Genomic DNA, 19,547 nt, shown 5'->3' on the forward strand with positions numbered 1-19,547 from the left:
ATTCAATAAAGCACATGCCGTTCAAGCCACCAATCATTATAGCTTGATAAAAATATGACCCCATGATGGAAGTAGCGGTAGGCAATGGTCATGGGTTCCACCATGTCGGGGTATTCCTTTTCCACTATGCCCCGCAAACGGTAGAAGTCGTCATTAAAGCTGTAGTCATTACCCGCTCCCCCGTCTTCTTCAAAATACAACTTCGACCAATAAAACTGCCAGAACCGCATGATGTCCCCTTTCAACTCTTGGGACAATAGCCAAAGCATGATGAAAGGCATGTTTTCCTTTCCATGGGGAGTGTAATACCCACTTTCATGAGAAGAATCACCCATCACCCCATGTAATAGACTGCGCAAGTAATTGGGGCCATCGGCATCATAGTAAGCTCCCCGGACAACAGAAATGAGTTTGGCGCAATATGTGGTATCGTCGATGGCAGTAAGTCCCCCAAATGCTTCTACATAGTCGTAGATGTTTTCTTCATTACGGTTGCCCACTTCATAATCCATGATGAGATATTCATTCCAATTTCTTGGAAAAGCCCAAAAGAATTCCTCCTGTGCCTTTTGTGTGGTGTCAGACTTCAGCCGGTTATAGGCTTTGTGCAATTCAGCCGTCCGGCAAGTATCCCACTGAGCCATGCCGTGCAAGACAAAGCTATTGAACAAGATGAAAAATATTACATACCGTTTCATAGGCTTCATGGTTTAAAAGGTGTTACATCAGGGTTCCAACTGTCGTTTCAAGTCCTCTAAATGCAAACGGAACTGCGCTTCCGGCGCATAGCGCAAACCGCTCCGCACCACATTCCCCATGCGGTCGAGCGTCTCGTAATGCGGAATCCCCAAGAAATTGAACAACTCCATCAGACGGTTGAAGTCGTCGCGACTCACCTGTACCACGTCTTCCCTGGACAGGTGTTCGTCCACATACTTCCGGTAGTTCTCTTCCGGGCCTTCCCCTTCGGTGCTGATAAACAGGAAATCCACATCGGGATGGTTGCGCAAGGCCTCGCGCATCGGCTTGGAACGCTCGATGCCCGAACGGCAAGGCCCACAAAACATTCCCCAAAAATCTATCAGGACATATTTGCCCCGGTACTTCTCCGTGAGGCGGCGCAACAGTTTCCCGCCTTCCGTATCGGGCAGGGCGTAAGTAAGCGTGTTGCGGCGACGTGCCTGTTCGAGCAACCGCCCGGCCTGGACACGCAACACCTCACGGTTCATATATGCCAAGCGGTTTTGGTAAATGCTGTCGCACATGGACGGTGCTTCACTATAATTGCGTCCCAAATCGGAAGACAAGGCACGCAGCACCACCAAACGTCCGAGTAGCGAAGGCTCGTCCGCCCCCAATATCGCAGTGTCCACGGCCATCATGGCTGCATCCTCTTTGGCCACGCTGTCCGGTTCCATGTAACCAACCAATACAGCAGGGCTGCGCATGACTGAGGAAAACTCATAACGGTTCAGGAATATATCCAAGTCGCGAAGCACCAAAGCGGACACATCATCGCAAGGCATCTCGCGCAGGAAACGATAGTTGCCTGGGTCACGGTACGGTGCCATTTTCGCCCGTATTTCTTCCCACTTCATTTTTTCATAGTCGATGGCAAAATTTTGGTTCATCTCGTAATCGAACACTGCCATACCATGCGCCAACCGCGTCTGGCACTCCGCCAAGTGACGTTCCCACGGCGTATAACCGAAACGCCAAGCCACGTAGTCCACCGCCCGTAACCGCTCGCGCATCCGCCTCATGGCGTTTTCCGTGAAATCTTTAAAACCGAGCGAATCCGAAACAGCGGAAAACTCGTCGTACGGGTAAGCGCAAAGCTCCGAAACCCCGTGCTCCAAAGAACGCTTCCGCCCGAACGGGCCGGAAGGCGCAGAAGCGCAGGACACCGAACCATCTGACCGCATGACCATCTCCGTGGTCTGTCCCGGCACGGCATAGAAGTTCAACCACTCGCGGAAATCCTTGCCTTCTATCAACAGTGCCCCCTCCACGGGATGCCAAGCCCAGAAACGAAACTCGAACGTGCCATCCTCACGGATATCCACCACAAGGGGAACGCGCTCGCCGGTGGTCGGCTCACAACGGTTATACAGCATGGTGGAATAGCCCTGACTGCGTGAATAGCCCTCGATGCGGCCACGGACACAAGCCGTATCCGCCGTGAAAAACTGCCGCTCCAATTCGGGTGTCATCACGAACGGCTTCCGCTTGCCGGGCACCTTGGGAGCTTTCCCCTCTTCGTGCACGCCGTAGATATTAAACGCCCCTTGCATATTCCCCTCGATAAAATCAAAGAAACGGGTTTTCCGGGGCATAGGCTCAAACACCACCTTGAATTCGCCCTCACCGCTTGGAGGAGTCACATAATGTTCCCCCAACACAATGCCCTCGCCCCGCAAGGCTTTATACTTCCGATTGTCATCCCCCAGAAGCCAGGAATCCTTGGACATTTGAATCCACCAACCCGGCTTGTACCGCTCGTGGAAACTGATAATCGTAGCAGTGTCGGCAAACTCCACCTTCGTAATACGGATAGTGGAAGTGGTACTGCCCACCCACGCCGGACGGGAGAACGTCCGCGCTTTCCGCGCTGTCGCCTTCGGGGAAGCGCAGCACAGCACGGCCAAAAGCAACCATGCCCATAACGTTGTCTTGTGTGTTGTTTTCATTTCGGTATTCATCGTTTAAGTATTTTCTTTTTACGTCTTTACCTTACCACGACTTTCTTCGTCACCAAGTTGCGCCCGTCGGCCGACAACACTTGGACGATATAGAAACCGGGAGACAAGGTGGTCTCTACCGCCGACGCCCCACACGAGAAGTCCGCCACGCAGACACCGGAGAGCGCAGCGACGCGCACCTCTGCCGCCACGGGCGACGGCTCCACGCGCAACGTGCGTCCAGATACCGACACGACAGGTACGGACGCATCCGTCGCCACTTCGCCTATCCCCGTCTCGTCCGGAAGGTTAGCCGACCCGTAACGGTTCGTATTGCCGAACTTTACCTGATAGGGCCACTGTTCGTCGTTCGCGTCATTGTCGTCCCACACTTGCCGCCAATATTTCTTCGGGCCTCCGCTCACCACAAAGTAAAGCCGTTTGCAGTCCACCGGACAATCGAAGAATATCGTATCCTTCGGGTTACGGTACACAGACTTTCCCATGTCGCTATACACCCGGCTGCCATCTTTAAGCAACGCTACAAAACCGTAACGCCATTCCGCATAGGTCGCATTCTTCACACGATAGCCCTCTTGGCGGTTCAGGCCTTCAAAACAAGCGGACACCCTCGTGCCGACCCTCCGGGGCAAATTCAGCCGGATGATGTTATGCCCCGTATTCTCAGGAGCCGCAGCGGGGCTGATGCGCCAATAATTGTCGGCCACCTTGAGCATGGCGGGCAAGGGACGGCCGTCCACTTTCGCGGCCCCGTACTCTTCCAAGGCCGGAATGTCCCAAGTGGCGAAACGGGCTGCACAGTCGTACATTTCGTCATTGAATTCGCTGTCCGTGATGCCCGTAAGACGCATATAAGCCTCGACGGCATCCTCCGGGTTCCGGCTTTGGTTCCAAAGCCGCCCCATGAAGTCCATCCCGTGCTTGTAACACCAGTAATCCTGTATGAAATAATTGTTGTAACGCGGCGATTCGTGCAGGATATGCTTGTGCACGTTTTGCAGGTAACCGTCGAACCATTCGTTGTTGAACTGGTCGGCCGGCATGATTTTATAGGCCTGCCATTGTGCGCACTGCTCCCAGAAAGCGCACCCGTTGCCGTTGCCCGGGGCATACATCCAACCGTTCTGGTTGCCGTTGTCGCAATGCACTTGGTATTGGAAACAGTGGCCTATCTCGTGGTAAAGCGTCTGCCAGTTGCGCGACGGGGCAGCCCAAGGCGTAAGGGTGAGCAAACCAATCAGGTCGTCCACGCCCGAACCGGAAGCTTCCCATGCGGTAGGGTCATAGCGCAGACGTATCACCATCTTATAGGTGTCAGTCTTCGACCTGCCACGACGGATGAACTTCAGCGAATCGGTATAAAAATCGAAAGCGATTTCGGCATTCTTCAGAACCTCGTCTATGTCTATCGTATGGTTGCCGCACGTAAACACAGAAGGGTTCTCACCGTATCCTTTTTCCCAGAACAGAATCCAATTCTTCGACTGACGCGTACGCCCGATATAATAAGCATTGTCCGGGTCGTTGACATCTCCCATCAACCACTGGGCCGTATAGACTTTCTTGTCTACCGTCTGCGTGACATCCTGTAAAGCCTGTGCGGCCGATCGGATTTGCTCCTCGGTCTGTTCCGTATTCTCCCAAACCTCCTGTGCGGCTTGGATGGCCGTCTCCATCTTTCCCCGCTTTTCCTCGTCTTCTTCATACCAGTCCTTCACTTGTCCGGCATAGCGGAGCGCGTCGGCCAAAACATCATAGATGGCCGCCGAGGCCTCGATGGCCGTCACAGCTTCGTCCAAGGCGACTTTCGCTTCCGCCATGGCTTTTTCATCCGGATTCTCCGTCGCCGAGGCTTTTTCGGCTGCTTCTATGGCTGCTTCCACCGCCTGGCGGACCGCAGACTGGATATGTTTCGCCTGCAATTCCTTACGGACATCATCGGCATAACGCGACAAATAAGCCGCATAACCTTCCGGGGTGTTCCCGCCGAGATAATACAGGCGGACGTTGTCGAGACAAATCCAGTTGCCCGTAGCGTTTTCGGCTTTAAACCCGATGGTAACTTGCCCGTCCACCACCGTAAAGTAGAGGTCTTTGTGAGCCTTCATCGTATCCACCGGCATATCATAAATCCCGGCATACAAGGTAACGCCCGTCTGCTTCTCTCCGGCATTCACCGTGCTGTTCGTGCCGTTCTGTTGGATATTGCCCACGGCAGCACGCAGGCGGTACTTCCCATCGGGGATGCCTTCCAACGTCTGCCGGATACCCACATCCGGCACTTTGGACCCGATGTTCACCCAACGCTCCAAATAAGTAGTACCGGATTTGCCCGGAAAACTCGTGTTGGTCTGCGTGAGCATCCCATCGTTTTCCCAACCGGTCGTACCGTCCTCAAAATTGGGATTCACGATGCGCGAAGTCATGGTCAGCGGATGCTCTGGCGATGCGTTTTTATATTGGTAAGTCTGCGTAACCTCCGTCAACCGTTGTGTCGAGGCCAAGATATCCGTAACTGCGGCATGCTCGTCTTCATAAACCGTCTGCGCTTCGTCTATCGCAGCTTTCAATTCTTCGGCATACACACCCGAGCCGTCACCGTAAGCCGCCCGCGCCGCCGAAAGGGCTGTTTCCAAGCCGCCCTTATCCATCTCATCGCAGAGCAAATTCACGTAATCCACCAAAATCTTGGCATGGTTGGCCGACCCTACCCCCTCGTTGGCCGCAAAACCGATGCGTATCTTTCCGGTGGTTTGTGCCGTAAGCGTAAAAATGAGCTCGTCCGTTTTCCACGACTGCACGGGGAAATTTTTCACGTCGGAAACCGTAGCGGTTCCGTTATCCGGCAGCCAGGCCAACAGGCTGTTTCCAGCACCGGACGTACCCACGTTATAATAAGCCGAAGACAAACGGTAAGTTCCTTTAGGAAGGGTCACACTTTGGGAATACACAAGCCGCATGCCCCAACCCGTCGTCAATCCAAGCGCACCGCCTTCCGAGCCTTCGTAGCCTGAAGCCGGCAGCGCGAAACTGTTGTTGAACGTCACCTCCGGATTATAAGCAAACGTACCGGCCACGGTATAAGTGGCCGTGGTTTCGTTCGTCCAACCGTAAACTTCGTTTATGACATCCCCGGAAACATTGCCCGTTTGCCGGGCATCGTAATTGAAATTCGTATCAAAACCGTGGTTTTCCAAGAAGTAAGCGGATATATCCACTTGTGCCCAACCGTGCAGACTCGACGCAAGACACAAACACATGAATAAGTTTCTTTTCATATTATTAGGTATAATGTTTAGTGCCGTAAAGGTACATATTTTAAGCTAATAGCACAAAATCTCAAAAGAAAAAGTTATATCTTAAACGACTCTCAGGCAAATGAAAAATCGTTCTCAGGCAATTGATTTTTCGTTCGCCTGAGAATGATTTTCCGTTCTCAGGTAAATGATTTCAGATACGTAAGAAGCTGATAAACAAAAATATAAAGAAATACAAATTCTTTACAACAACATATTTCCTCTTACGTCCCTTCCTATCTGCAAGAAAACCGGAGGACAAAATATCCCTCACGTACAGATTAAAAGAGCAGGCATGAAAAAAGCCGCCCGAAGTTCCGGACGGCTTTTTCTCTTATAGCAAATTAAATTATTCGGCGCTTGCAGGTGTTTCTGTAGCAGTTTCTGCTGCCGATGCTTCGGCCGCAGAAGCCTCTTCAGCCTTGGCCGCAGACTTCTTGGAACGACGCGTACGAGTTTTCTTCGTAGCTTGCTTAGCCATGTTCTCATCATAGTCCACCAATTCGATGAAACACATCGCTGCGTTGTCACCCTGACGGAAACCAGTCTTGATGATACGGGTATAACCACCCGGACGGTCAGCCACTTTCGCAGAGATTTCCTTGAACAACTCTGTTACGGCATACTTGTTCTGCAAATAGCTGAAAACGACACGACGAGAATTAGTAGTATCGTCCTTAGACTTTGTAATCAACGGCTCCACGTATTTCTTCAAAGCCTTGGCCTTTGCAAGAGTCGTAGTGATTCTTTTGTGCATGATCAGAGAGATGGCCATATTGGCTAACATCGCTTGTCTGTGGGATGCAGTACGACTCAAATGATTGAATTTTTTATTATGTCTCATTGTTTATTAATCTTTATCTAATTTATACTTAGAAATATCAGTTCCAAACGACAGATTCAGACTCTCTAGCAAATCATCAAGCTCAGTGAGCGATTTCTTACCGAAGTTTCTGAACTTCAACAAGTCGGTCTTGTTAAACTGTACCAAGTCGCCCAACGTTTCCACATCTGCGGCTTTCAGACAGTTCAAGGCACGGACAGAGAGATCCATGTCTACCAACTTGGTCTTCAGAAGTTGACGCATGTGCAACACCTCTTCATCGAACTCTTCATTGCCCTCACCATCGGAATTCTCCAATGTAATCTTCTCGTCAGAGAACAACATGAAGTGATAAATCAGGATTTTTGCAGCCTCTTTCAGGGCGTCCTTCGGGTGAATGGAACCATCAGTAGAAATTTCAAGAACGAGTTTCTCGTAGTCAGTCTTCTGCTCTACACGATAGTTTTCAACAGCGTACTTAACATTTCTAATCGGAGTGTAAATTGAATCGATTGGAATCACATTCACATCAGTACAGAAGATACGGTTCTCATCAGCAGGAACGTATCCCCGACCTTTGTTAATGGACAACTCAATCTGCATCGTTGCTTTGGCATCTAAATGGCAAATAACTAATTCAGGGTTTAACACTTCAAATCCAGTCAGATACTTGTTAATATCTCCGGCTTTGAATTCTGTCGTATTCTCTACCGTGATACTCACTTTCTCATTCTCGAATTCTTCTACTATCTTCTTGAACCGTATTTGCTTGAGGTTCAAGATAATGTTGGTAACATCTTCTTTTACTCCGGGAACTGAAGCAAACTCGTGCTCTACCCCCGCAATACGCATGGTATTGATAGCATATCCCTCAAGGGATGAAAGAAGAATACGGCGCAAAGCATTACCAACAGTAATACCGAAACCGGGTTCCAACGGACGAAATTCGAACTTGCCGTATTTGTCATCCGCCTCCAACATTAATACTTTATCAGGTTTTTGAAATGCTAATATCGCCATTATCTTAATTATTATTTAGAGTACAACTCAACGATCAACTGCTCCTTAATGTTCTCTGGAATGTCTGCACGTTCCGGTTTGTGGAGTAACTTGCCGGACTTAGTATTCTCATCCCACTCTATCCAAGGATATTTGCTGTGGTTGAAACCAGCCAAAGCGTTGGCAATAACTTCCAAAGACTTAGATTTCTCGCGAACACCAATAATCTGACCAGGCTTAACAGCGTATGAAGGGATATTCACAACTTCACCGTCGACGATGATGTGCTTATGTCCCACCAACTGACGGGCAGCCGCACGGGTAGGAGCTATCCCCAAACGATAAACGACATTGTCCAAACGACACTCTAAATTCTGCAAAAGAATCTCACCGGTAATACCGCTCGTACGGGCAGCCTTCTCAAACATATTACGGAACTGTTTCTCTAAAACACCGTAAGTATATTTAGCCTTCTGCTTTTCAGCTAACATGACACCATACTCAGAAGTCTTCTTTCTTCTGTTGTTTCCATGTTGACCGGGAGGGAAGTTTCTTTTTGACAACACCTTGTCCGGTCCGAATATAGCTTCACCGAAACGACGAGCAATTCTTGATTTTGGTCCAGTATATCTAGCCATTTTAATTTCTAATTTTTAAAGGTTCTTGTAGGAATCCCAAGTCATTGCAGCCGCGACTACAGAAAGGAAATGAAGCCCTTGAAAATCATTGGAATCCCTACTGTTATTATGGGTTATCTCTTATTAAACTCTTCTTCTCTTAGGAGGACGACAACCGTTGTGTGGCAATGGAGTAACATCAATAATCTCCGTCACTTCAATGCCTGCGCCATGTATGGTACGAATAGCAGACTCACGTCCGTTACCTGGCCCCTTCACATAAGCCTTTACCTTTCTCAAGCCAAGATCGAATGCAACTTTCGCACAATCCTGGGCAGCCATCTGAGCTGCATAGGGAGTGTTCTTCTTCGAACCGCGGAATCCCATCTTACCGGCAGAGGACCATGAAATCACCTGACCCTCGCTGTTTGCTAAAGACACAATGATATTGTTGAATGAGCTATGGACGTGCAACTGTCCCATAGCATCAACCTTCACATTTCTTTTCTTAGCTGCGACTGTTTTTTTTGCCATATCTAATTATTATTTAGTAGCTTTTTTCTTGTTTGCAACTGTCTTCTTCTTACCCTTACGCGTACGAGCATTGTTCTTCGTGCTCTGACCACGAACCGGCAAACCTAAACGGTGGCGAACACCACGATAACAACCAATATCCATCAGTCGCTTGATGTTCAACTGAATTTCAGCACGAAGATCACCTTCTACTTTGTATTCAGCACCAATCACGGCACGTATATTACTAGCCTGCTCGTCAGTCCAGTCTTTTACCTTAATGTCTTTGTCGACACCAGCCTTTGCAAGGATTTTTGCTGAACTACTACGACCTATACCATAAATATAAGTCAAAGCAATTTCACCTCTCTTATTCTGAGGCAAATCTACACCTACAATTCTTATTGCCATATACTTATTTTATTTCTTTTTGCTATAAAATATTAACCCTGACGCATTTTAAACTTAGGGTTTTTTTTGTTAATAACATACAAACGTCCTTTACGACGTACAATCTTGCACTCCGGAGTACGTTTTTTTAAAGATGCTCTTGTTTTCATATTTTTGCTTTTTTATTTATATCTAAATACAATGCGACCTTTAGAAAGATCATAAGGACTCATCTCCACCCGAACCTTATCACCGGGCAGGATTTTTATATAATGCATTCTCATTTTCCCGGAAATATGAGCCGTAATCTCATGCCCATTCTCCAACTCTACTCTAAACATTGCGTTAGAAAGAGCTTCTATAATCACACCATCTTGCTCAATTGCTGACTGTTTCGCCATACTTAATATAATTTTCCTTCTATTCTTTCTATTCCTTCAAACGAAGATAAAATATCAGCCTTCCCATGATGAATGGCTATCGTATGCTCGAAATGTGCCGCACACCTGCCATCACAAGTTTTGATTGTCCAACGGTCTGGCATCATCCCTATTTTGGGAGATCCTAAAGTAATCATGGGCTCGATAGCAATGCACAAACCATTCTTGATTAACGCGCCATTACCTCTTCTGCCGTAATTGGGAACTGCCGGTTCTTCATGCATCTCTTTCCCGATACCATGCCCGACAAACTCTCTAACCACTCCGTAGCCATTGGATTCACAATGATTTTGCACGGCATAACCGATATCACCGATTCTCTTTCCGGCCAAAGCTGCCTCAATTCCCAAATAAAGAGATTCTTTCGTTACTTTCAAAAGTCTCTTGACTTCTTCGGAAACTTCCCCTACACAAAAGGTATAGCAAGAATCACCATTATATCCGTCCAACAAAGTACCACAATCGACAGAAACAATGTCTCCCTCTTCAAGTGGCCTGTCATTCGGGATACCATGCACCACCTCATCATTGACAGATGTGCAAATTGATGCCGGAAACGGACCTCCATAAGGGTTGGGAAAGCCCTTAAAGGTAGGCAACGCTCCATGATCCCTAATGAACTCTTCTGCCAAGGCATCCAACTGTTTTGTTGTTACCCCTGGGCAAATATTCTTGGCAATCTCGGTCAACGTGTCAGCCACTAACAGGTTAGCAGCCCGCATCAACTCTATTTCATCCTCTGTCTTAAGAAATATCATATCAGATAAAACTTAATAAGCAGACATACCTGAACGACCGTGGATTCGACCCGAACTCAACAAGCCATCATAGTGTCTCATCAACAAATGGCTTTCTATCTGCTGCAAAGTATCCAAAACCACACCTACCAAAATAAGCAGGGAGGTCCCTCCGAAAAACTGCGCAAATTCCGCCTTCACATTCAACAATCCGGCAAACGCGGGCATACAAGCTATGATTGCCAAAGCCAACGAACCCGGCAAAGTAATACGTGACATAATCTGGTCTATGTATTCGGCCGTAGCCTTACCCGGCTTAATACCAGGAATAAAACCATTATTACGCTTCATATCCTCCGCCATCTGCGTAGGATTCAACGTGATGGCAGTATAGAAATATGTAAATGCAATGATTAGCAAAGCAAAAATCACATTATACAATACACTCGTATGGTCTACCATCATTTGCATAAAAGGAGTAGCCTGGTCGACAGACGTGAAACCTATCAGCGTAATAGGGATGAACATCAAAGCCTGGGCAAAGATAATAGGCATCACATTCGCTGCAAAAAGCTTCAAAGGAATGTACTGACGGGCACCACCGAATTGTTGGCCACCTACTACACGTTTAGCATATTGAACTGGAATCTTTCTTGTACCTTGCACCAACAATATTGCAGCGCAAACAACAAATAGAAGTATCACAACCTCTACGATAAACATCAAAAGCCCTCCACCACTCAAATTATTCAAACGTGCAACAAATTCCTGACCAAATGCCTCCGGCAGACGAGCAATAATACCAATCATGATGATTAATGACACGCCATTGCCGATTCCCTTGTCTGTAATACGCTCACCCAACCAAAGAATAAACATACTACCAGCTGCCAGAATAATAGTCGAAGTGATCATGAAAGTAGTCCAACTGATAGCAGGACTCAATGCTCCGGCAGACTGCATCTTCAGGTTTGTCAAATATGCAGGAGCTTGCACTAACAGAATAAGTATGGTCAAATAACGCGTGTACTGGTTCATCTTACGCCGGCCGCTCTCACCTTCACGCTGCATCTTCTGAAAAGCAGGAACCGCAATGCCTAACAACTGTATCACAATGGACGCAGAAATATAAGGCATGATTCCCAACGCAAAAATAGATGCGTTAGAAAATGCACCTCCAGAGAACATATTCAGCAAAGACATCAATCCAGCCTCCGTCTGCGTACGCAACGCCGTCAGTTGAGATGGGTCGATTCCCGGCAGGACCACAAACGACCCCAAACGATAGATTGCAATAAACAGAATGGTGATGAGGATCCTTTGTCTAAGATCCTCAATCATCCATATGTTCTTAAAGGTTTCTATTAACTTCTTCATCGAATCAAAGTTTTGTAGCGTTACCACCGGCAGCCTTAATAGCTGCTTCTGCACTCTTAGAGAATGCGTTCGCTTCTACATCAACTTTAGAAGTAAGCTGACCATTACCTAAAATCTTAACCAACTGCTTGGCAGAAGCCAAACCGGCAGCTACGATATCAGCCAAAGTGATTCTCTCCAAATTCTTGGCAGTAGCCAAAGCTTGGATAGCATCAAGGTTTACAGCCTTATACTCCACTCTATTGATGTTCTTGAAACCGAATTTCGGCAAGCGACGCTGCAAAGGCATCTGACCACCTTCGAAACCGATCTTCTTCTTATAACCAGATCTAGCCTTCGCACCCTTGTGACCGCGGGTTGAAGTACCGCCTAAACCGGAACCGGCACCACGTCCTACTCTTTTTCGAGTCTTAACCGAACCACAAGCTGGTTTTAAAGTATTTAATTTCATTTCGTATCAGTTTAATAGTAAATAATTAATCCACGACGATTACCAAATGGTGCAATTTCTGAACCATACCGCGAGTTGAGGGAGTATCTTCTACTTCAACTACCTGATTGATTTTTCTCAATCCCAAAGTATCAAGTGTTCTTTTCTGGTCTTTCGGAGCACCAATTCTACTTTTGATTTGCTTCACTTTTATAGTTGCCATAAAAACCTCCTTATCCTCTAAATACTTTATCCAAATTCACACCACGGTTCTGTGCAACCATCTTGGCATCACGCATTTCAGCCAATGCCAAAATAGTAGCTTTCACCAAATTGTGAGGATTAGACGACCCTTTAGACTTAGCCAGACAGTCCGTTATACCCACGCTATCACACACTGCACGCATGGCACCGCCTGCAACCACACCCGTTCCGGTCGATGCTGGCTTGATGAATACCTCAGCACCACCGAACTTTGCTTCTTGTTCGTGAGGCACAGTACCATTCAAAACGGGAACTTTCACCAAGTTCTTCTTGGCCGCTTCCACGCCTTTGGCAATAGCCGCTGTTACTTCTCCAGCCTTACCAAGTCCCCAACCAATGATACCATTACCATTACCAACTACAACAATGGCAGCGAAAGTAAACGTTCTACCACCCTTAGTTACCTTGGTAACACGATTGATAGCAACCAATCTGTCCTTTAATTCGATATCACTGCTTATCTTTACTCTATTAATTGCCATAATCCTTTAAAATTTAAGTCCACCGTTACGTGCAGCGTCTGCAACTTCTTTCACTCTACCGTGATACAAGTAACCGTTACGATCGAAAACAACAGTAGTAATACCTGCTTCCAAAGCTTTTTTAGCAATCAACTCCCCTACTTTTGCAGCTTGTTCCTTCTTCGGCATCGTTTCCATACCTAAAGAAGAAGCCGCTACTAAAGTAGTTCCGGTCGTATCGTTAATGATCTGAACATAGATTTGCTTGTTACTTCTAAACACTGACATACGCGGACGTTCAGTAGTACCTGAAATCTTATTGCGTACTCTATATTTGATTTTGATTCGTCTTTCTAATTTCGTTATCATAATCTTACTGTTTTAAAATTACTTAGCACCAGCTGACTTACCAGATTTCCTACGAATCTGCTCGCCAACGAACAAAACACCTTTTCCTTTATATGGTTCAGGCTTACGGAAAGAACGAATTTTAGCACAAACTTGTCCCAACAATTGCTTGTCGCAAGACTCCAATATGATAAGAGGATTCTGATTTCTCTCAGATTTTGTCTCTACTTTAATTTCTTTCGGCAACTGAAGGAAGATGTTGTGCGTGTACCCCAACGCAAACTCAATCAAGTTGCCCTGATTGCTAGCACGGAAACCCACACCCACAAGTTCCAACTTCTTCACATAACCTTCTGAAACACCTACAACCATATTATGAACCAAAGAACGATATAGACCGTGGAAGGCTTGCTTCTGCTTCATTTCCACAGAATCATTCTGTTCATCAATAGTAAAAACGATCTCAGAATCAACAATCTCAACTTTGATTGAAGGATGTACAGCCTGACTCATCTCTCCTTTCGGTCCCTTTACGGAAACCACATTATCATCATTCACAGATACTGTAACGCCTGCAGGAATGCTAATCGGTAATTTTCCTATTCTAGACATATTATATCCTCCAATTAATATACATAACAAAGCACCTCACCACCTATCTTCAGGTCAGAAGCTTCCTTGTCAGTCATTACACCTTTAGATGTAGATATGATAGCAATACCCAATCCGTTAATTACTCTCGGCATATCCTTATAACCCGTATACTTACGCATACCCGGTGTGGATATACGGATCAACTTCTTAATCGCGTTGACCTTGTTCACTGAATCATACTTCAGTGCTACCTTGATTGTACCTTGAGGACCATCTTCAACGAACTTATAGTTCAAGATATAGCCCTTCTCAAAAAGGATCTTGGTGATTTCCTTTTTCAAATTCGACGCAGGAACCTCAACCACTCTGTGTTTAGCTTGAATGGCATTTCTCAAACGCGTCAAATAATCTGCTATTGGATCAGTCATTTTATATAAGAATTAATTAATCGGGACTCTCCCGACAATATTAAATAATAAATTACCAACTTGACTTTTTTACACCCGGAATCAAACCACTTGAAGCCATTTCACGGAATTGGATACGTGATATTCCGAATTGACGCATATAACCTTTCGGACGTCCCGTCAGCTTGCAACGGTTGTGCAAACGAATAGGATTTGCATTCTTCGGAATCCGCTGCAACTTCTGAGCAGCCTCAAAAGCTTCAACGGGGTCTCCTGTATTCACGATTTTCTTCAAAGCGGCACGCTTCTCGGCATACTTAGCTACCATCTTGGCTCTCTTAACTTCACGAGCCTTCATTGATTCTTTTGCCATATTGTATTAATCGTTTTTAGCATTTTTAAAAGGCAGACCAAACTCTTTGAGCAAGGCATAACCTTCTTCATCAGTCTTAGCAGTAGTTACGAACGTAATGTTCATACCAAGAATTCTATCTATCGAATCGATATTGATTTCCGGGAAGATAATTTGTTCCTGAACACCCAAAGTATAGTTTCCACGACCGTCAAACTTAGTTTCGATACCTTTGAAGTCACGGATACGAGGCAAAGCCACACGAATCAACTTCTCCAAGAACTCATACATTCTTTCACGACGCAATGTCACCATCACACCGATAGGCATCTTTTTACGCAATTTGAAGTTTGCAACGTCTTTCTTTGAAACAGTAGCCACTGCTTTCTGGCCCGTGATTGCCGAAATTTCATTAATAGCCACATCAATGATTTTCTTATCTGCAGTAGCCATACCCAATCCCTGATTGATCACAATCTTCTTGAGCACCGGAATCTGCATAGTAGAAGTATAATTGAACTGTTTCATCAAAGCAGGAGCAATACGCTCTGCATATTCTTTTTTAAGGCTCGCAGTATTTCCCATTACTTAATCTCCTCTCCTGATTTTTTAGCATAACGAACCAACTTGCCGTCAGCATTTAATTTTCTACCAATACGTGTCGGTTTGCCAGTCTTCGGGTCCACAACGTTCAAGTTTGAAATATGAATAGGAGCCTCTTGCTTTACGATGCCTCCCTGAGGATTCTTTGCGCTCGGCTTCTGGCTCTTAGAAACCATATTCAGACCTTCAACGATGGCACGGCGTTTATCCACAAACACCTTCAACACCTTACCAGTCCGGCCCTTGTCTTCACCGGCATTCACGTAAACTGTATCGCCTTTTTTAATATGTAACTTACTCATTACTTTATTTCTTAAAATTAAAGTACTTCAGGTGCCAAAGAAACGACTTTCATGTTTGCAGCACGCAACTCACGGGCAACCGGGCCGAAAATACGACTTCCTCTCAATTCACCGGCGTTATTCAAAAGAACGCAAGCGTTATCATCAAAACGGATATATGAACCGTCAACACGACGGATCTCCTTTTTAGTACGTACAATCAAAGCCTTTGATACTGCACCTTTTTTAATATCACTTGACGGGATGACGCTCTTGACAGAGACAACAATCACATCACCTACAGAAGCATAACGTCTTCTCGTTCCGCCTAAAACGCGGATACAAAGAGCTTCACGAGCACCGCTATTATCTGCAACAACTAATCTAGATTCTGCTTGTATCATAATTACTTAGCTCTTTCTACGATTTCTACAACTCTCCAAGTCTTCGTCTTGCTCAAAGGACGAGTCTCCATAATCAACACTGTATCACCTACGTGACAATCATTTTTCTCGTCATGAGCATGGTATTTTTTCGTCTTGGAAACGAACTTACCATAAATCGGGTGTTTCTCTTTAAACTTAGCAGCCACAACAATGGTCTTATCCATTTTGTCGCTGATTACAACACCTGTTCTTGTCTTTCTTAAATTTCTAGCTTCCATGTGTGGACCATTATTATTTGTTAAGTTCTCTCTGACGCAATACGGTCTTCATACGGGCAATATTACGACGTGCAGCCTTAATCTGTGCAGGATTCTCCAACGGAGAGACAGAATGGTTTAACAGCATCTGAGTATAATTCGCCTCTTCCGTCTGAATACGCTCGGCCAATTCATTGGTCGCTAATTCTCTAATTTCTGCAATCTTCATAATCAAGCGTTTTTATCGTAATCACGTCTAACAATAAACTTAGTTGTAACCGGAAGTTTCTGCGCAGCAAGACGCAAAGCCTCCTTTGCAATCTCATAAGAGACGCCTTCCACCTCAAAAATAATACGTCCCGGAGTAATAGGGAATACATATCCCACAGGATCTCCCTTACCTTTACCCATACGTACATCAGCCGGCTTCTTCGTTACAGGCTTATCTGGGAATATACGAATCCAAATCTGACCTTCACGCTGCATGTAACGGGTCACAGCAATACGGGCAGCCTCTATCTGACGACCGGTAATCCAATGCGTTTCGAGAGACTTAATACCGAACGTTCCGAAAGCCAATTGGTTACCGCGCTGAGCATTACCTTTGCAACGGCCCTTCTGCGGTCTTCTATATTTTGTTCTTTTCGGTTGTAACATAATTCCTAAAATTCAAATTTAACGATTAATGTTCTTCTTCTTACGGAAGTTCTTGCCACCGTTGCCACCACGGCTATTCTCTTTCGTCTGAGCAAAATTCGGAGCCAAATCACGTTTGCCATATACCTCACCGCGGCAAATCCATACCTTAATGCCCAACAAACCGACTTTCGTCAAGGCTTCAGCCTGGCAATAATCTATATCCGCACGGAAAGTGTGCAACGGAGTACGTCCCTCCTTATACATCTCAGAACGCGCCATTTCAGCACCATTCAAACGGCCTGATATCAAGATTTTGATACCTTCAGCGCCACTTCTCATCGTATTGGCAATAGCCATTTTGATAGCACGACGATAAGCAATCTTACCTTCTACCTGACGGGCGATGTTATTAGCCACAATCACGGCGTCAAGCTCCGGCTTCTTTATCTCGAAGATATTGATTTGGATATCCTTATCTGTAATCTTCTTCAATTCTTCCTTCAACTTATCAACTTCCTGTCCACCTTTACCAATGATCAATCCCGGACGTGCAGTGCAAACTGTAATCGTCACGAGTTTCAGCGTACGTTCAATAACGATTCTAGATACGCTAGCCTGAGCCAAACGAGCGTTCAAGTACTTACGAATCTTGCTGTCCTCCAACAAAGAATCACCAAAGTCCTTGCCACCGTACCAGTTAGAATCCCAACCTCTAATAATACCTAATCGGTTGCTTATCGGATTTACTTTCTGTCCCATACTACTTTTAATTAATCATTAGTTTTAGTGCCTACGAACAAAGTCACGTGATTTGAACGTTTGCGGATTCTATAACCTCTACCTTGTGGAGCCGGTCTCATTCTCTTTAACGTAGCGCCACCGTCAACATAAATCTTTGTCACGAACAATTCACCGTCTTCGGCCTTACGTTCGTTCTTTTGTTCCCAGTTTGCAATAGCAGAGCGCAATAACTTCTCTACATCGGCAGAAGCAGCTTTTGAAGAGAACTTCAAAGTACCAAGTGCTCTGTTCACCTCCATGCCGCGAATCATATCCACCACATATCTCATCTTGCGCGGAGAGGAAGGCACATTCTGCAACTTAGCAAAATACTGGGTTTTAAGGGCTTCTTTTCTTTTTTCAGCCGCAATTTTCTTTCTTGCTCCCATTTATATAATTACTTTATTATTTCAAATAATCAACCTGCTTACTTCTTCTTGTTACCAGCATGGCCACCGAACTTACGCGTAGGGGCAAACTCACCCAACTTGTGTCCAACCATATTCTCAGTAACGTAAACAGGAATAAACTTATTTCCGTTGTGAACTGCAATTGTATGACCTACAAAATCAGGAGATATCATTGAAGCTCTGGCCCAAGTCTTTACCACGCTCTTCTTACCGCTCTCATTCATTGCGAGAACTTTCTTTTCGAGCTTTACTTCGATGTATGGACCTTTTTTTAATGAACGACTCATAATTTACTCAGATTTACTTGTTACTTCTTATTACATCTTTCGATAATATACTTGTTGGACTGCTTTTTCGGAGCTCTTGTCTTCAAGCCCTTAGCATACAATCCCTTGCGTGAACGTGGGTGTCCTCCGGACTGACGGCCTTCACCACCACCCATCGGATGGTCATGCGGGTTCATAACCACACCACGGTTATGAGGACGACGACCCAACCAACGAGAACGCCCGGCTTTACCAGAACTTTCCAACGCATGATCTGAGTTACCTACGCTACCGACAGTAGCCTTACAAGCACTAAGAATCTGACGAGTCTCGCCTGAAGGCAACTTGATTACACAATAACGTCCCTCACGAGAGGTCAACTGTGCAAAATTACCGGCAGAGCGAACGAGCAAAGCACCTTGACCGGGACGCAATTCAATATTGTGAATTACGGTACCGACAGGGATGTACTCCAAAGGAAGTGCATTACCAATCTCAGGCGCTGCATCCTTTCCAGACATCAACGTGCTGCCCACCTGCAAGCCGTTAGGAGCAATAATATAACGTTTTTCACCATCTGCGTAAAACAACAAAGCAATACGAGCCGAACGGTTCGGATCGTATTCAATCGTCTTCACTACAGCTGGAACACCGTCTTTCTCTCTCTTGAAATCAATCAAACGGAACTTTCTCTTGTGACCGCCGCCCAAATAGCGCATTGTCATCTTACCGACATTGTTACGACCACCTGTTGAACGTTTGCCATATACAAGAGACTTTTCTGGTACCGATGCAGTAATCTCTTCAAAAGTACCAATAATCTTGTGTCTCTGCCCCGGTGTTGTGGGCTTAAATTTACGTACTGCCATCTTTTATTTAAATATTGCTGTAAAAATCAATAGTTTCGCCTTCCTTCAAAGTCACAATAGCCTTTTTGTAAGCATTTGTACGACCCTGAATAAGACCAGACTTGGTGTAACGGCTCTTGGATTTACCTGCATATCTGCAAGTATTCACCGCTACTACAGTAACATTGTACAAAGCTTCGACTTCTTTCCTAATTTCCAATTTATTAGCCTCAGGACGAACAATGAAGCCGAATTTATTCTGCTTCTCTGTAATTGCGGTCATCTTCTCAGTGACCAACGGTTTAATAATATATCCCATAATGGTTC

The 19,547-nt window shown here is 45.7% G+C and carries 30 protein-coding genes; all 30 read right to left on the reverse strand.

The annotated features are described in order from the left end of the window. Nucleotides 1-2: 2 nt before the first annotated feature. Nucleotides 3-698: a hypothetical protein gene (locus E0E47_RS09260; protein ID WP_130893536.1), complete on the reverse strand. Its 696-nt coding sequence runs from the start codon at nt 696-698 to the stop codon at nt 3-5. A 27-nt stretch (nt 699-725) separates the two neighbouring features. Beyond that, nucleotides 726-2,690 carry a TlpA family protein disulfide reductase gene (locus E0E47_RS09265; protein ID WP_232038390.1) on the reverse strand — a complete coding sequence of 655 codons (1,965 nt, stop codon included), beginning with the start codon at nt 2,688-2,690 and terminating at the stop codon, nt 726-728. A gap of 38 nt (nt 2,691-2,728) precedes the next feature. Then, nucleotides 2,729-5,980 (reverse strand): DUF6055 domain-containing protein, encoded by a 3,252-nt coding sequence (locus E0E47_RS09270; RefSeq protein ID WP_130893538.1) that lies wholly within the window; start codon nt 5,978-5,980, stop codon nt 2,729-2,731. A 367-nt stretch (nt 5,981-6,347) separates the two neighbouring features. Further along, nucleotides 6,348-6,842 (reverse strand): 50S ribosomal protein L17, encoded by a 495-nt coding sequence (gene rplQ / locus E0E47_RS09275; RefSeq protein ID WP_130893539.1) that lies wholly within the window; start codon nt 6,840-6,842, stop codon nt 6,348-6,350. 6 nt (nt 6,843-6,848) lie between these two features. Next, complete coding sequence (locus E0E47_RS09280; protein WP_008628144.1) at nt 6,849-7,841, reverse strand: DNA-directed RNA polymerase subunit alpha; 993 nt, start codon at nt 7,839-7,841, stop codon at nt 6,849-6,851. Between the two features lie 11 nt (nt 7,842-7,852). Continuing rightward, nucleotides 7,853-8,458, reverse strand: a complete 606-nt coding sequence (gene rpsD / locus E0E47_RS09285) for a 30S ribosomal protein S4 (protein ID WP_008623094.1) — start codon at nt 8,456-8,458, stop codon at nt 7,853-7,855. 123 nt (nt 8,459-8,581) lie between these two features. Then, nucleotides 8,582-8,971: a 30S ribosomal protein S11 gene (gene rpsK, locus E0E47_RS09290; protein WP_008623097.1), complete on the reverse strand. Its 390-nt coding sequence runs from the start codon at nt 8,969-8,971 to the stop codon at nt 8,582-8,584. Nucleotides 8,972-8,980: 9 nt separating this feature from the next. Further along, the gene (gene rpsM / locus E0E47_RS09295; protein WP_008628145.1) at nt 8,981-9,361 is read right to left on the reverse strand and encodes a 30S ribosomal protein S13; all 381 of its coding nucleotides are present in this window, start codon (nt 9,359-9,361) and stop codon (nt 8,981-8,983) included. Between the two features lie 32 nt (nt 9,362-9,393). Next, nucleotides 9,394-9,510 (reverse strand): type B 50S ribosomal protein L36, encoded by a 117-nt coding sequence (gene ykgO / locus E0E47_RS09300; protein ID WP_008623101.1) that lies wholly within the window; start codon nt 9,508-9,510, stop codon nt 9,394-9,396. Nucleotides 9,511-9,522: 12 nt separating this feature from the next. After that, nucleotides 9,523-9,741, reverse strand: a complete 219-nt coding sequence (gene infA / locus E0E47_RS09305; RefSeq protein WP_008623102.1) for a translation initiation factor IF-1 — start codon at nt 9,739-9,741, stop codon at nt 9,523-9,525. 2 nt (nt 9,742-9,743) lie between these two features. Further along, entirely contained in the window at nt 9,744-10,538 is a 795-nt protein-coding gene (gene map, locus E0E47_RS09310; RefSeq protein ID WP_008628147.1) for a type I methionyl aminopeptidase, read from the reverse strand. Between the two features lie 12 nt (nt 10,539-10,550). Further along, the gene (gene secY / locus E0E47_RS09315; protein WP_008623106.1) at nt 10,551-11,894 is read right to left on the reverse strand and encodes a preprotein translocase subunit SecY; all 1,344 of its coding nucleotides are present in this window, start codon (nt 11,892-11,894) and stop codon (nt 10,551-10,553) included. A gap of 4 nt (nt 11,895-11,898) precedes the next feature. Further along, complete coding sequence (rplO, locus tag E0E47_RS09320) at nt 11,899-12,345, reverse strand: 50S ribosomal protein L15 (RefSeq protein ID WP_008628149.1); 447 nt, start codon at nt 12,343-12,345, stop codon at nt 11,899-11,901. A 25-nt stretch (nt 12,346-12,370) separates the two neighbouring features. Next, a complete protein-coding gene (rpmD, locus tag E0E47_RS09325) occupies nt 12,371-12,547 on the reverse strand; it encodes a 50S ribosomal protein L30 (RefSeq protein ID WP_008623109.1) in 177 nt (58 codons plus the stop codon). Nucleotides 12,548-12,557: 10 nt separating this feature from the next. Continuing rightward, a complete protein-coding gene (rpsE, locus tag E0E47_RS09330) occupies nt 12,558-13,070 on the reverse strand; it encodes a 30S ribosomal protein S5 (RefSeq protein ID WP_008628151.1) in 513 nt (170 codons plus the stop codon). Nucleotides 13,071-13,076: 6 nt separating this feature from the next. Next, nucleotides 13,077-13,418, reverse strand: a complete 342-nt coding sequence (rplR, locus tag E0E47_RS09335) for a 50S ribosomal protein L18 (RefSeq protein WP_008623112.1) — start codon at nt 13,416-13,418, stop codon at nt 13,077-13,079. Nucleotides 13,419-13,436: 18 nt separating this feature from the next. Further along, nucleotides 13,437-14,009 (reverse strand): 50S ribosomal protein L6, encoded by a 573-nt coding sequence (gene rplF, locus E0E47_RS09340; protein WP_008628153.1) that lies wholly within the window; start codon nt 14,007-14,009, stop codon nt 13,437-13,439. A gap of 14 nt (nt 14,010-14,023) precedes the next feature. Beyond that, nucleotides 14,024-14,419, reverse strand: a complete 396-nt coding sequence (gene rpsH / locus E0E47_RS09345) for a 30S ribosomal protein S8 (RefSeq protein WP_008628155.1) — start codon at nt 14,417-14,419, stop codon at nt 14,024-14,026. Nucleotides 14,420-14,471: 52 nt separating this feature from the next. Beyond that, entirely contained in the window at nt 14,472-14,771 is a 300-nt protein-coding gene (rpsN, locus tag E0E47_RS09350; protein ID WP_008623118.1) for a 30S ribosomal protein S14, read from the reverse strand. A gap of 6 nt (nt 14,772-14,777) precedes the next feature. Then, nucleotides 14,778-15,335, reverse strand: coding sequence for a 50S ribosomal protein L5 (gene rplE / locus E0E47_RS09355; protein WP_008628156.1), 558 nt, complete (start codon nt 15,333-15,335; stop codon nt 14,778-14,780). After that, nucleotides 15,335-15,655 (reverse strand): 50S ribosomal protein L24, encoded by a 321-nt coding sequence (gene rplX, locus E0E47_RS09360; protein WP_008623121.1) that lies wholly within the window; start codon nt 15,653-15,655, stop codon nt 15,335-15,337. Before rplX ends, rplE begins: the two co-directional genes overlap by 1 nt. 17 nt (nt 15,656-15,672) lie before the next feature. Beyond that, on the reverse strand, nt 15,673-16,038 hold the full coding sequence (gene rplN, locus E0E47_RS09365) for a 50S ribosomal protein L14 (RefSeq protein ID WP_008628164.1): 366 nt from the start codon (nt 16,036-16,038) through the stop codon (nt 15,673-15,675). A gap of 2 nt (nt 16,039-16,040) precedes the next feature. Further along, complete coding sequence (gene rpsQ / locus E0E47_RS09370; RefSeq protein ID WP_008628166.1) at nt 16,041-16,298, reverse strand: 30S ribosomal protein S17; 258 nt, start codon at nt 16,296-16,298, stop codon at nt 16,041-16,043. A 13-nt stretch (nt 16,299-16,311) separates the two neighbouring features. Next, nucleotides 16,312-16,506 carry a 50S ribosomal protein L29 gene (gene rpmC / locus E0E47_RS09375; protein ID WP_008623124.1) on the reverse strand — a complete coding sequence of 65 codons (195 nt, stop codon included), beginning with the start codon at nt 16,504-16,506 and terminating at the stop codon, nt 16,312-16,314. Between the two features lie 2 nt (nt 16,507-16,508). Then, complete coding sequence (gene rplP, locus E0E47_RS09380) at nt 16,509-16,934, reverse strand: 50S ribosomal protein L16 (protein WP_008623125.1); 426 nt, start codon at nt 16,932-16,934, stop codon at nt 16,509-16,511. Nucleotides 16,935-16,952: 18 nt separating this feature from the next. Further along, entirely contained in the window at nt 16,953-17,675 is a 723-nt protein-coding gene (gene rpsC, locus E0E47_RS09385) for a 30S ribosomal protein S3 (protein WP_008623126.1), read from the reverse strand. 11 nt (nt 17,676-17,686) lie between these two features. Continuing rightward, nucleotides 17,687-18,085: a 50S ribosomal protein L22 gene (gene rplV, locus E0E47_RS09390; protein ID WP_008623129.1), complete on the reverse strand. Its 399-nt coding sequence runs from the start codon at nt 18,083-18,085 to the stop codon at nt 17,687-17,689. Nucleotides 18,086-18,123: 38 nt separating this feature from the next. Then, complete coding sequence (rpsS, locus tag E0E47_RS09395) at nt 18,124-18,393, reverse strand: 30S ribosomal protein S19 (RefSeq protein WP_008623131.1); 270 nt, start codon at nt 18,391-18,393, stop codon at nt 18,124-18,126. A gap of 20 nt (nt 18,394-18,413) precedes the next feature. Then, nucleotides 18,414-19,241 carry a 50S ribosomal protein L2 gene (rplB, locus tag E0E47_RS09400; RefSeq protein ID WP_008628169.1) on the reverse strand — a complete coding sequence of 276 codons (828 nt, stop codon included), beginning with the start codon at nt 19,239-19,241 and terminating at the stop codon, nt 18,414-18,416. Between the two features lie 7 nt (nt 19,242-19,248). Next, complete coding sequence (gene rplW, locus E0E47_RS09405; protein ID WP_008623135.1) at nt 19,249-19,539, reverse strand: 50S ribosomal protein L23; 291 nt, start codon at nt 19,537-19,539, stop codon at nt 19,249-19,251. Nucleotides 19,540-19,547: the final 8 nt, after the last annotated feature.

The sequence above is a fragment of the Paraprevotella xylaniphila YIT 11841 genome (assembly GCF_900683745.1).
Classification (GTDB): domain Bacteria; phylum Bacteroidota; class Bacteroidia; order Bacteroidales; family Bacteroidaceae; genus Paraprevotella; species Paraprevotella xylaniphila.

Coding starts and splice junctions, on each gene's coding strand:
- E0E47_RS09260 (WP_130893536.1), bottom strand. CDS start 698: ATGAAACGGTATGTAATATTTTTCATCTTGTTCAATAGCTTTGTCTTG.
- E0E47_RS09265 (WP_232038390.1), bottom strand. CDS start 2,690: ATGAAAACAACACACAAGACAACGTTATGGGCATGGTTGCTTTTGGCC.
- E0E47_RS09270 (WP_130893538.1), bottom strand. CDS start 5,980: ATGAAAAGAAACTTATTCATGTGTTTGTGTCTTGCGTCGAGTCTGCAC.
- rplQ (WP_130893539.1), bottom strand. CDS start 6,842: ATGAGACATAATAAAAAATTCAATCATTTGAGTCGTACTGCATCCCAC.
- E0E47_RS09280 (WP_008628144.1), bottom strand. CDS start 7,841: ATGGCGATATTAGCATTTCAAAAACCTGATAAAGTATTAATGTTGGAG.
- rpsD (WP_008623094.1), bottom strand. CDS start 8,458: ATGGCTAGATATACTGGACCAAAATCAAGAATTGCTCGTCGTTTCGGT.
- rpsK (WP_008623097.1), bottom strand. CDS start 8,971: ATGGCAAAAAAAACAGTCGCAGCTAAGAAAAGAAATGTGAAGGTTGAT.
- rpsM (WP_008628145.1), bottom strand. CDS start 9,361: ATGGCAATAAGAATTGTAGGTGTAGATTTGCCTCAGAATAAGAGAGGT.
- ykgO (WP_008623101.1), bottom strand. CDS start 9,510: ATGAAAACAAGAGCATCTTTAAAAAAACGTACTCCGGAGTGCAAGATT.
- infA (WP_008623102.1), bottom strand. CDS start 9,741: ATGGCGAAACAGTCAGCAATTGAGCAAGATGGTGTGATTATAGAAGCT.
- map (WP_008628147.1), bottom strand. CDS start 10,538: ATGATATTTCTTAAGACAGAGGATGAAATAGAGTTGATGCGGGCTGCT.
- secY (WP_008623106.1), bottom strand. CDS start 11,894: ATGAAGAAGTTAATAGAAACCTTTAAGAACATATGGATGATTGAGGAT.
- rplO (WP_008628149.1), bottom strand. CDS start 12,345: ATGAAATTAAATACTTTAAAACCAGCTTGTGGTTCGGTTAAGACTCGA.
- rpmD (WP_008623109.1), bottom strand. CDS start 12,547: ATGGCAACTATAAAAGTGAAGCAAATCAAAAGTAGAATTGGTGCTCCG.
- rpsE (WP_008628151.1), bottom strand. CDS start 13,070: ATGGCAATTAATAGAGTAAAGATAAGCAGTGATATCGAATTAAAGGAC.
- rplR (WP_008623112.1), bottom strand. CDS start 13,418: ATGATAACGAAATTAGAAAGACGAATCAAAATCAAATATAGAGTACGC.
- rplF (WP_008628153.1), bottom strand. CDS start 14,009: ATGTCTAGAATAGGAAAATTACCGATTAGCATTCCTGCAGGCGTTACA.
- rpsH (WP_008628155.1), bottom strand. CDS start 14,419: ATGACTGATCCAATAGCAGATTATTTGACGCGTTTGAGAAATGCCATT.
- rpsN (WP_008623118.1), bottom strand. CDS start 14,771: ATGGCAAAAGAATCAATGAAGGCTCGTGAAGTTAAGAGAGCCAAGATG.
- rplE (WP_008628156.1), bottom strand. CDS start 15,335: ATGGGAAATACTGCGAGCCTTAAAAAAGAATATGCAGAGCGTATTGCT.
- rplX (WP_008623121.1), bottom strand. CDS start 15,655: ATGAGTAAGTTACATATTAAAAAAGGCGATACAGTTTACGTGAATGCC.
- rplN (WP_008628164.1), bottom strand. CDS start 16,038: ATGATACAAGCAGAATCTAGATTAGTTGTTGCAGATAATAGCGGTGCT.
- rpsQ (WP_008628166.1), bottom strand. CDS start 16,298: ATGGAAGCTAGAAATTTAAGAAAGACAAGAACAGGTGTTGTAATCAGC.
- rpmC (WP_008623124.1), bottom strand. CDS start 16,506: ATGAAGATTGCAGAAATTAGAGAATTAGCGACCAATGAATTGGCCGAG.
- rplP (WP_008623125.1), bottom strand. CDS start 16,934: ATGTTACAACCGAAAAGAACAAAATATAGAAGACCGCAGAAGGGCCGT.
- rpsC (WP_008623126.1), bottom strand. CDS start 17,675: ATGGGACAGAAAGTAAATCCGATAAGCAACCGATTAGGTATTATTAGA.
- rplV (WP_008623129.1), bottom strand. CDS start 18,085: ATGGGAGCAAGAAAGAAAATTGCGGCTGAAAAAAGAAAAGAAGCCCTT.
- rpsS (WP_008623131.1), bottom strand. CDS start 18,393: ATGAGTCGTTCATTAAAAAAAGGTCCATACATCGAAGTAAAGCTCGAA.
- rplB (WP_008628169.1), bottom strand. CDS start 19,241: ATGGCAGTACGTAAATTTAAGCCCACAACACCGGGGCAGAGACACAAG.
- rplW (WP_008623135.1), bottom strand. CDS start 19,539: ATGGGATATATTATTAAACCGTTGGTCACTGAGAAGATGACCGCAATT.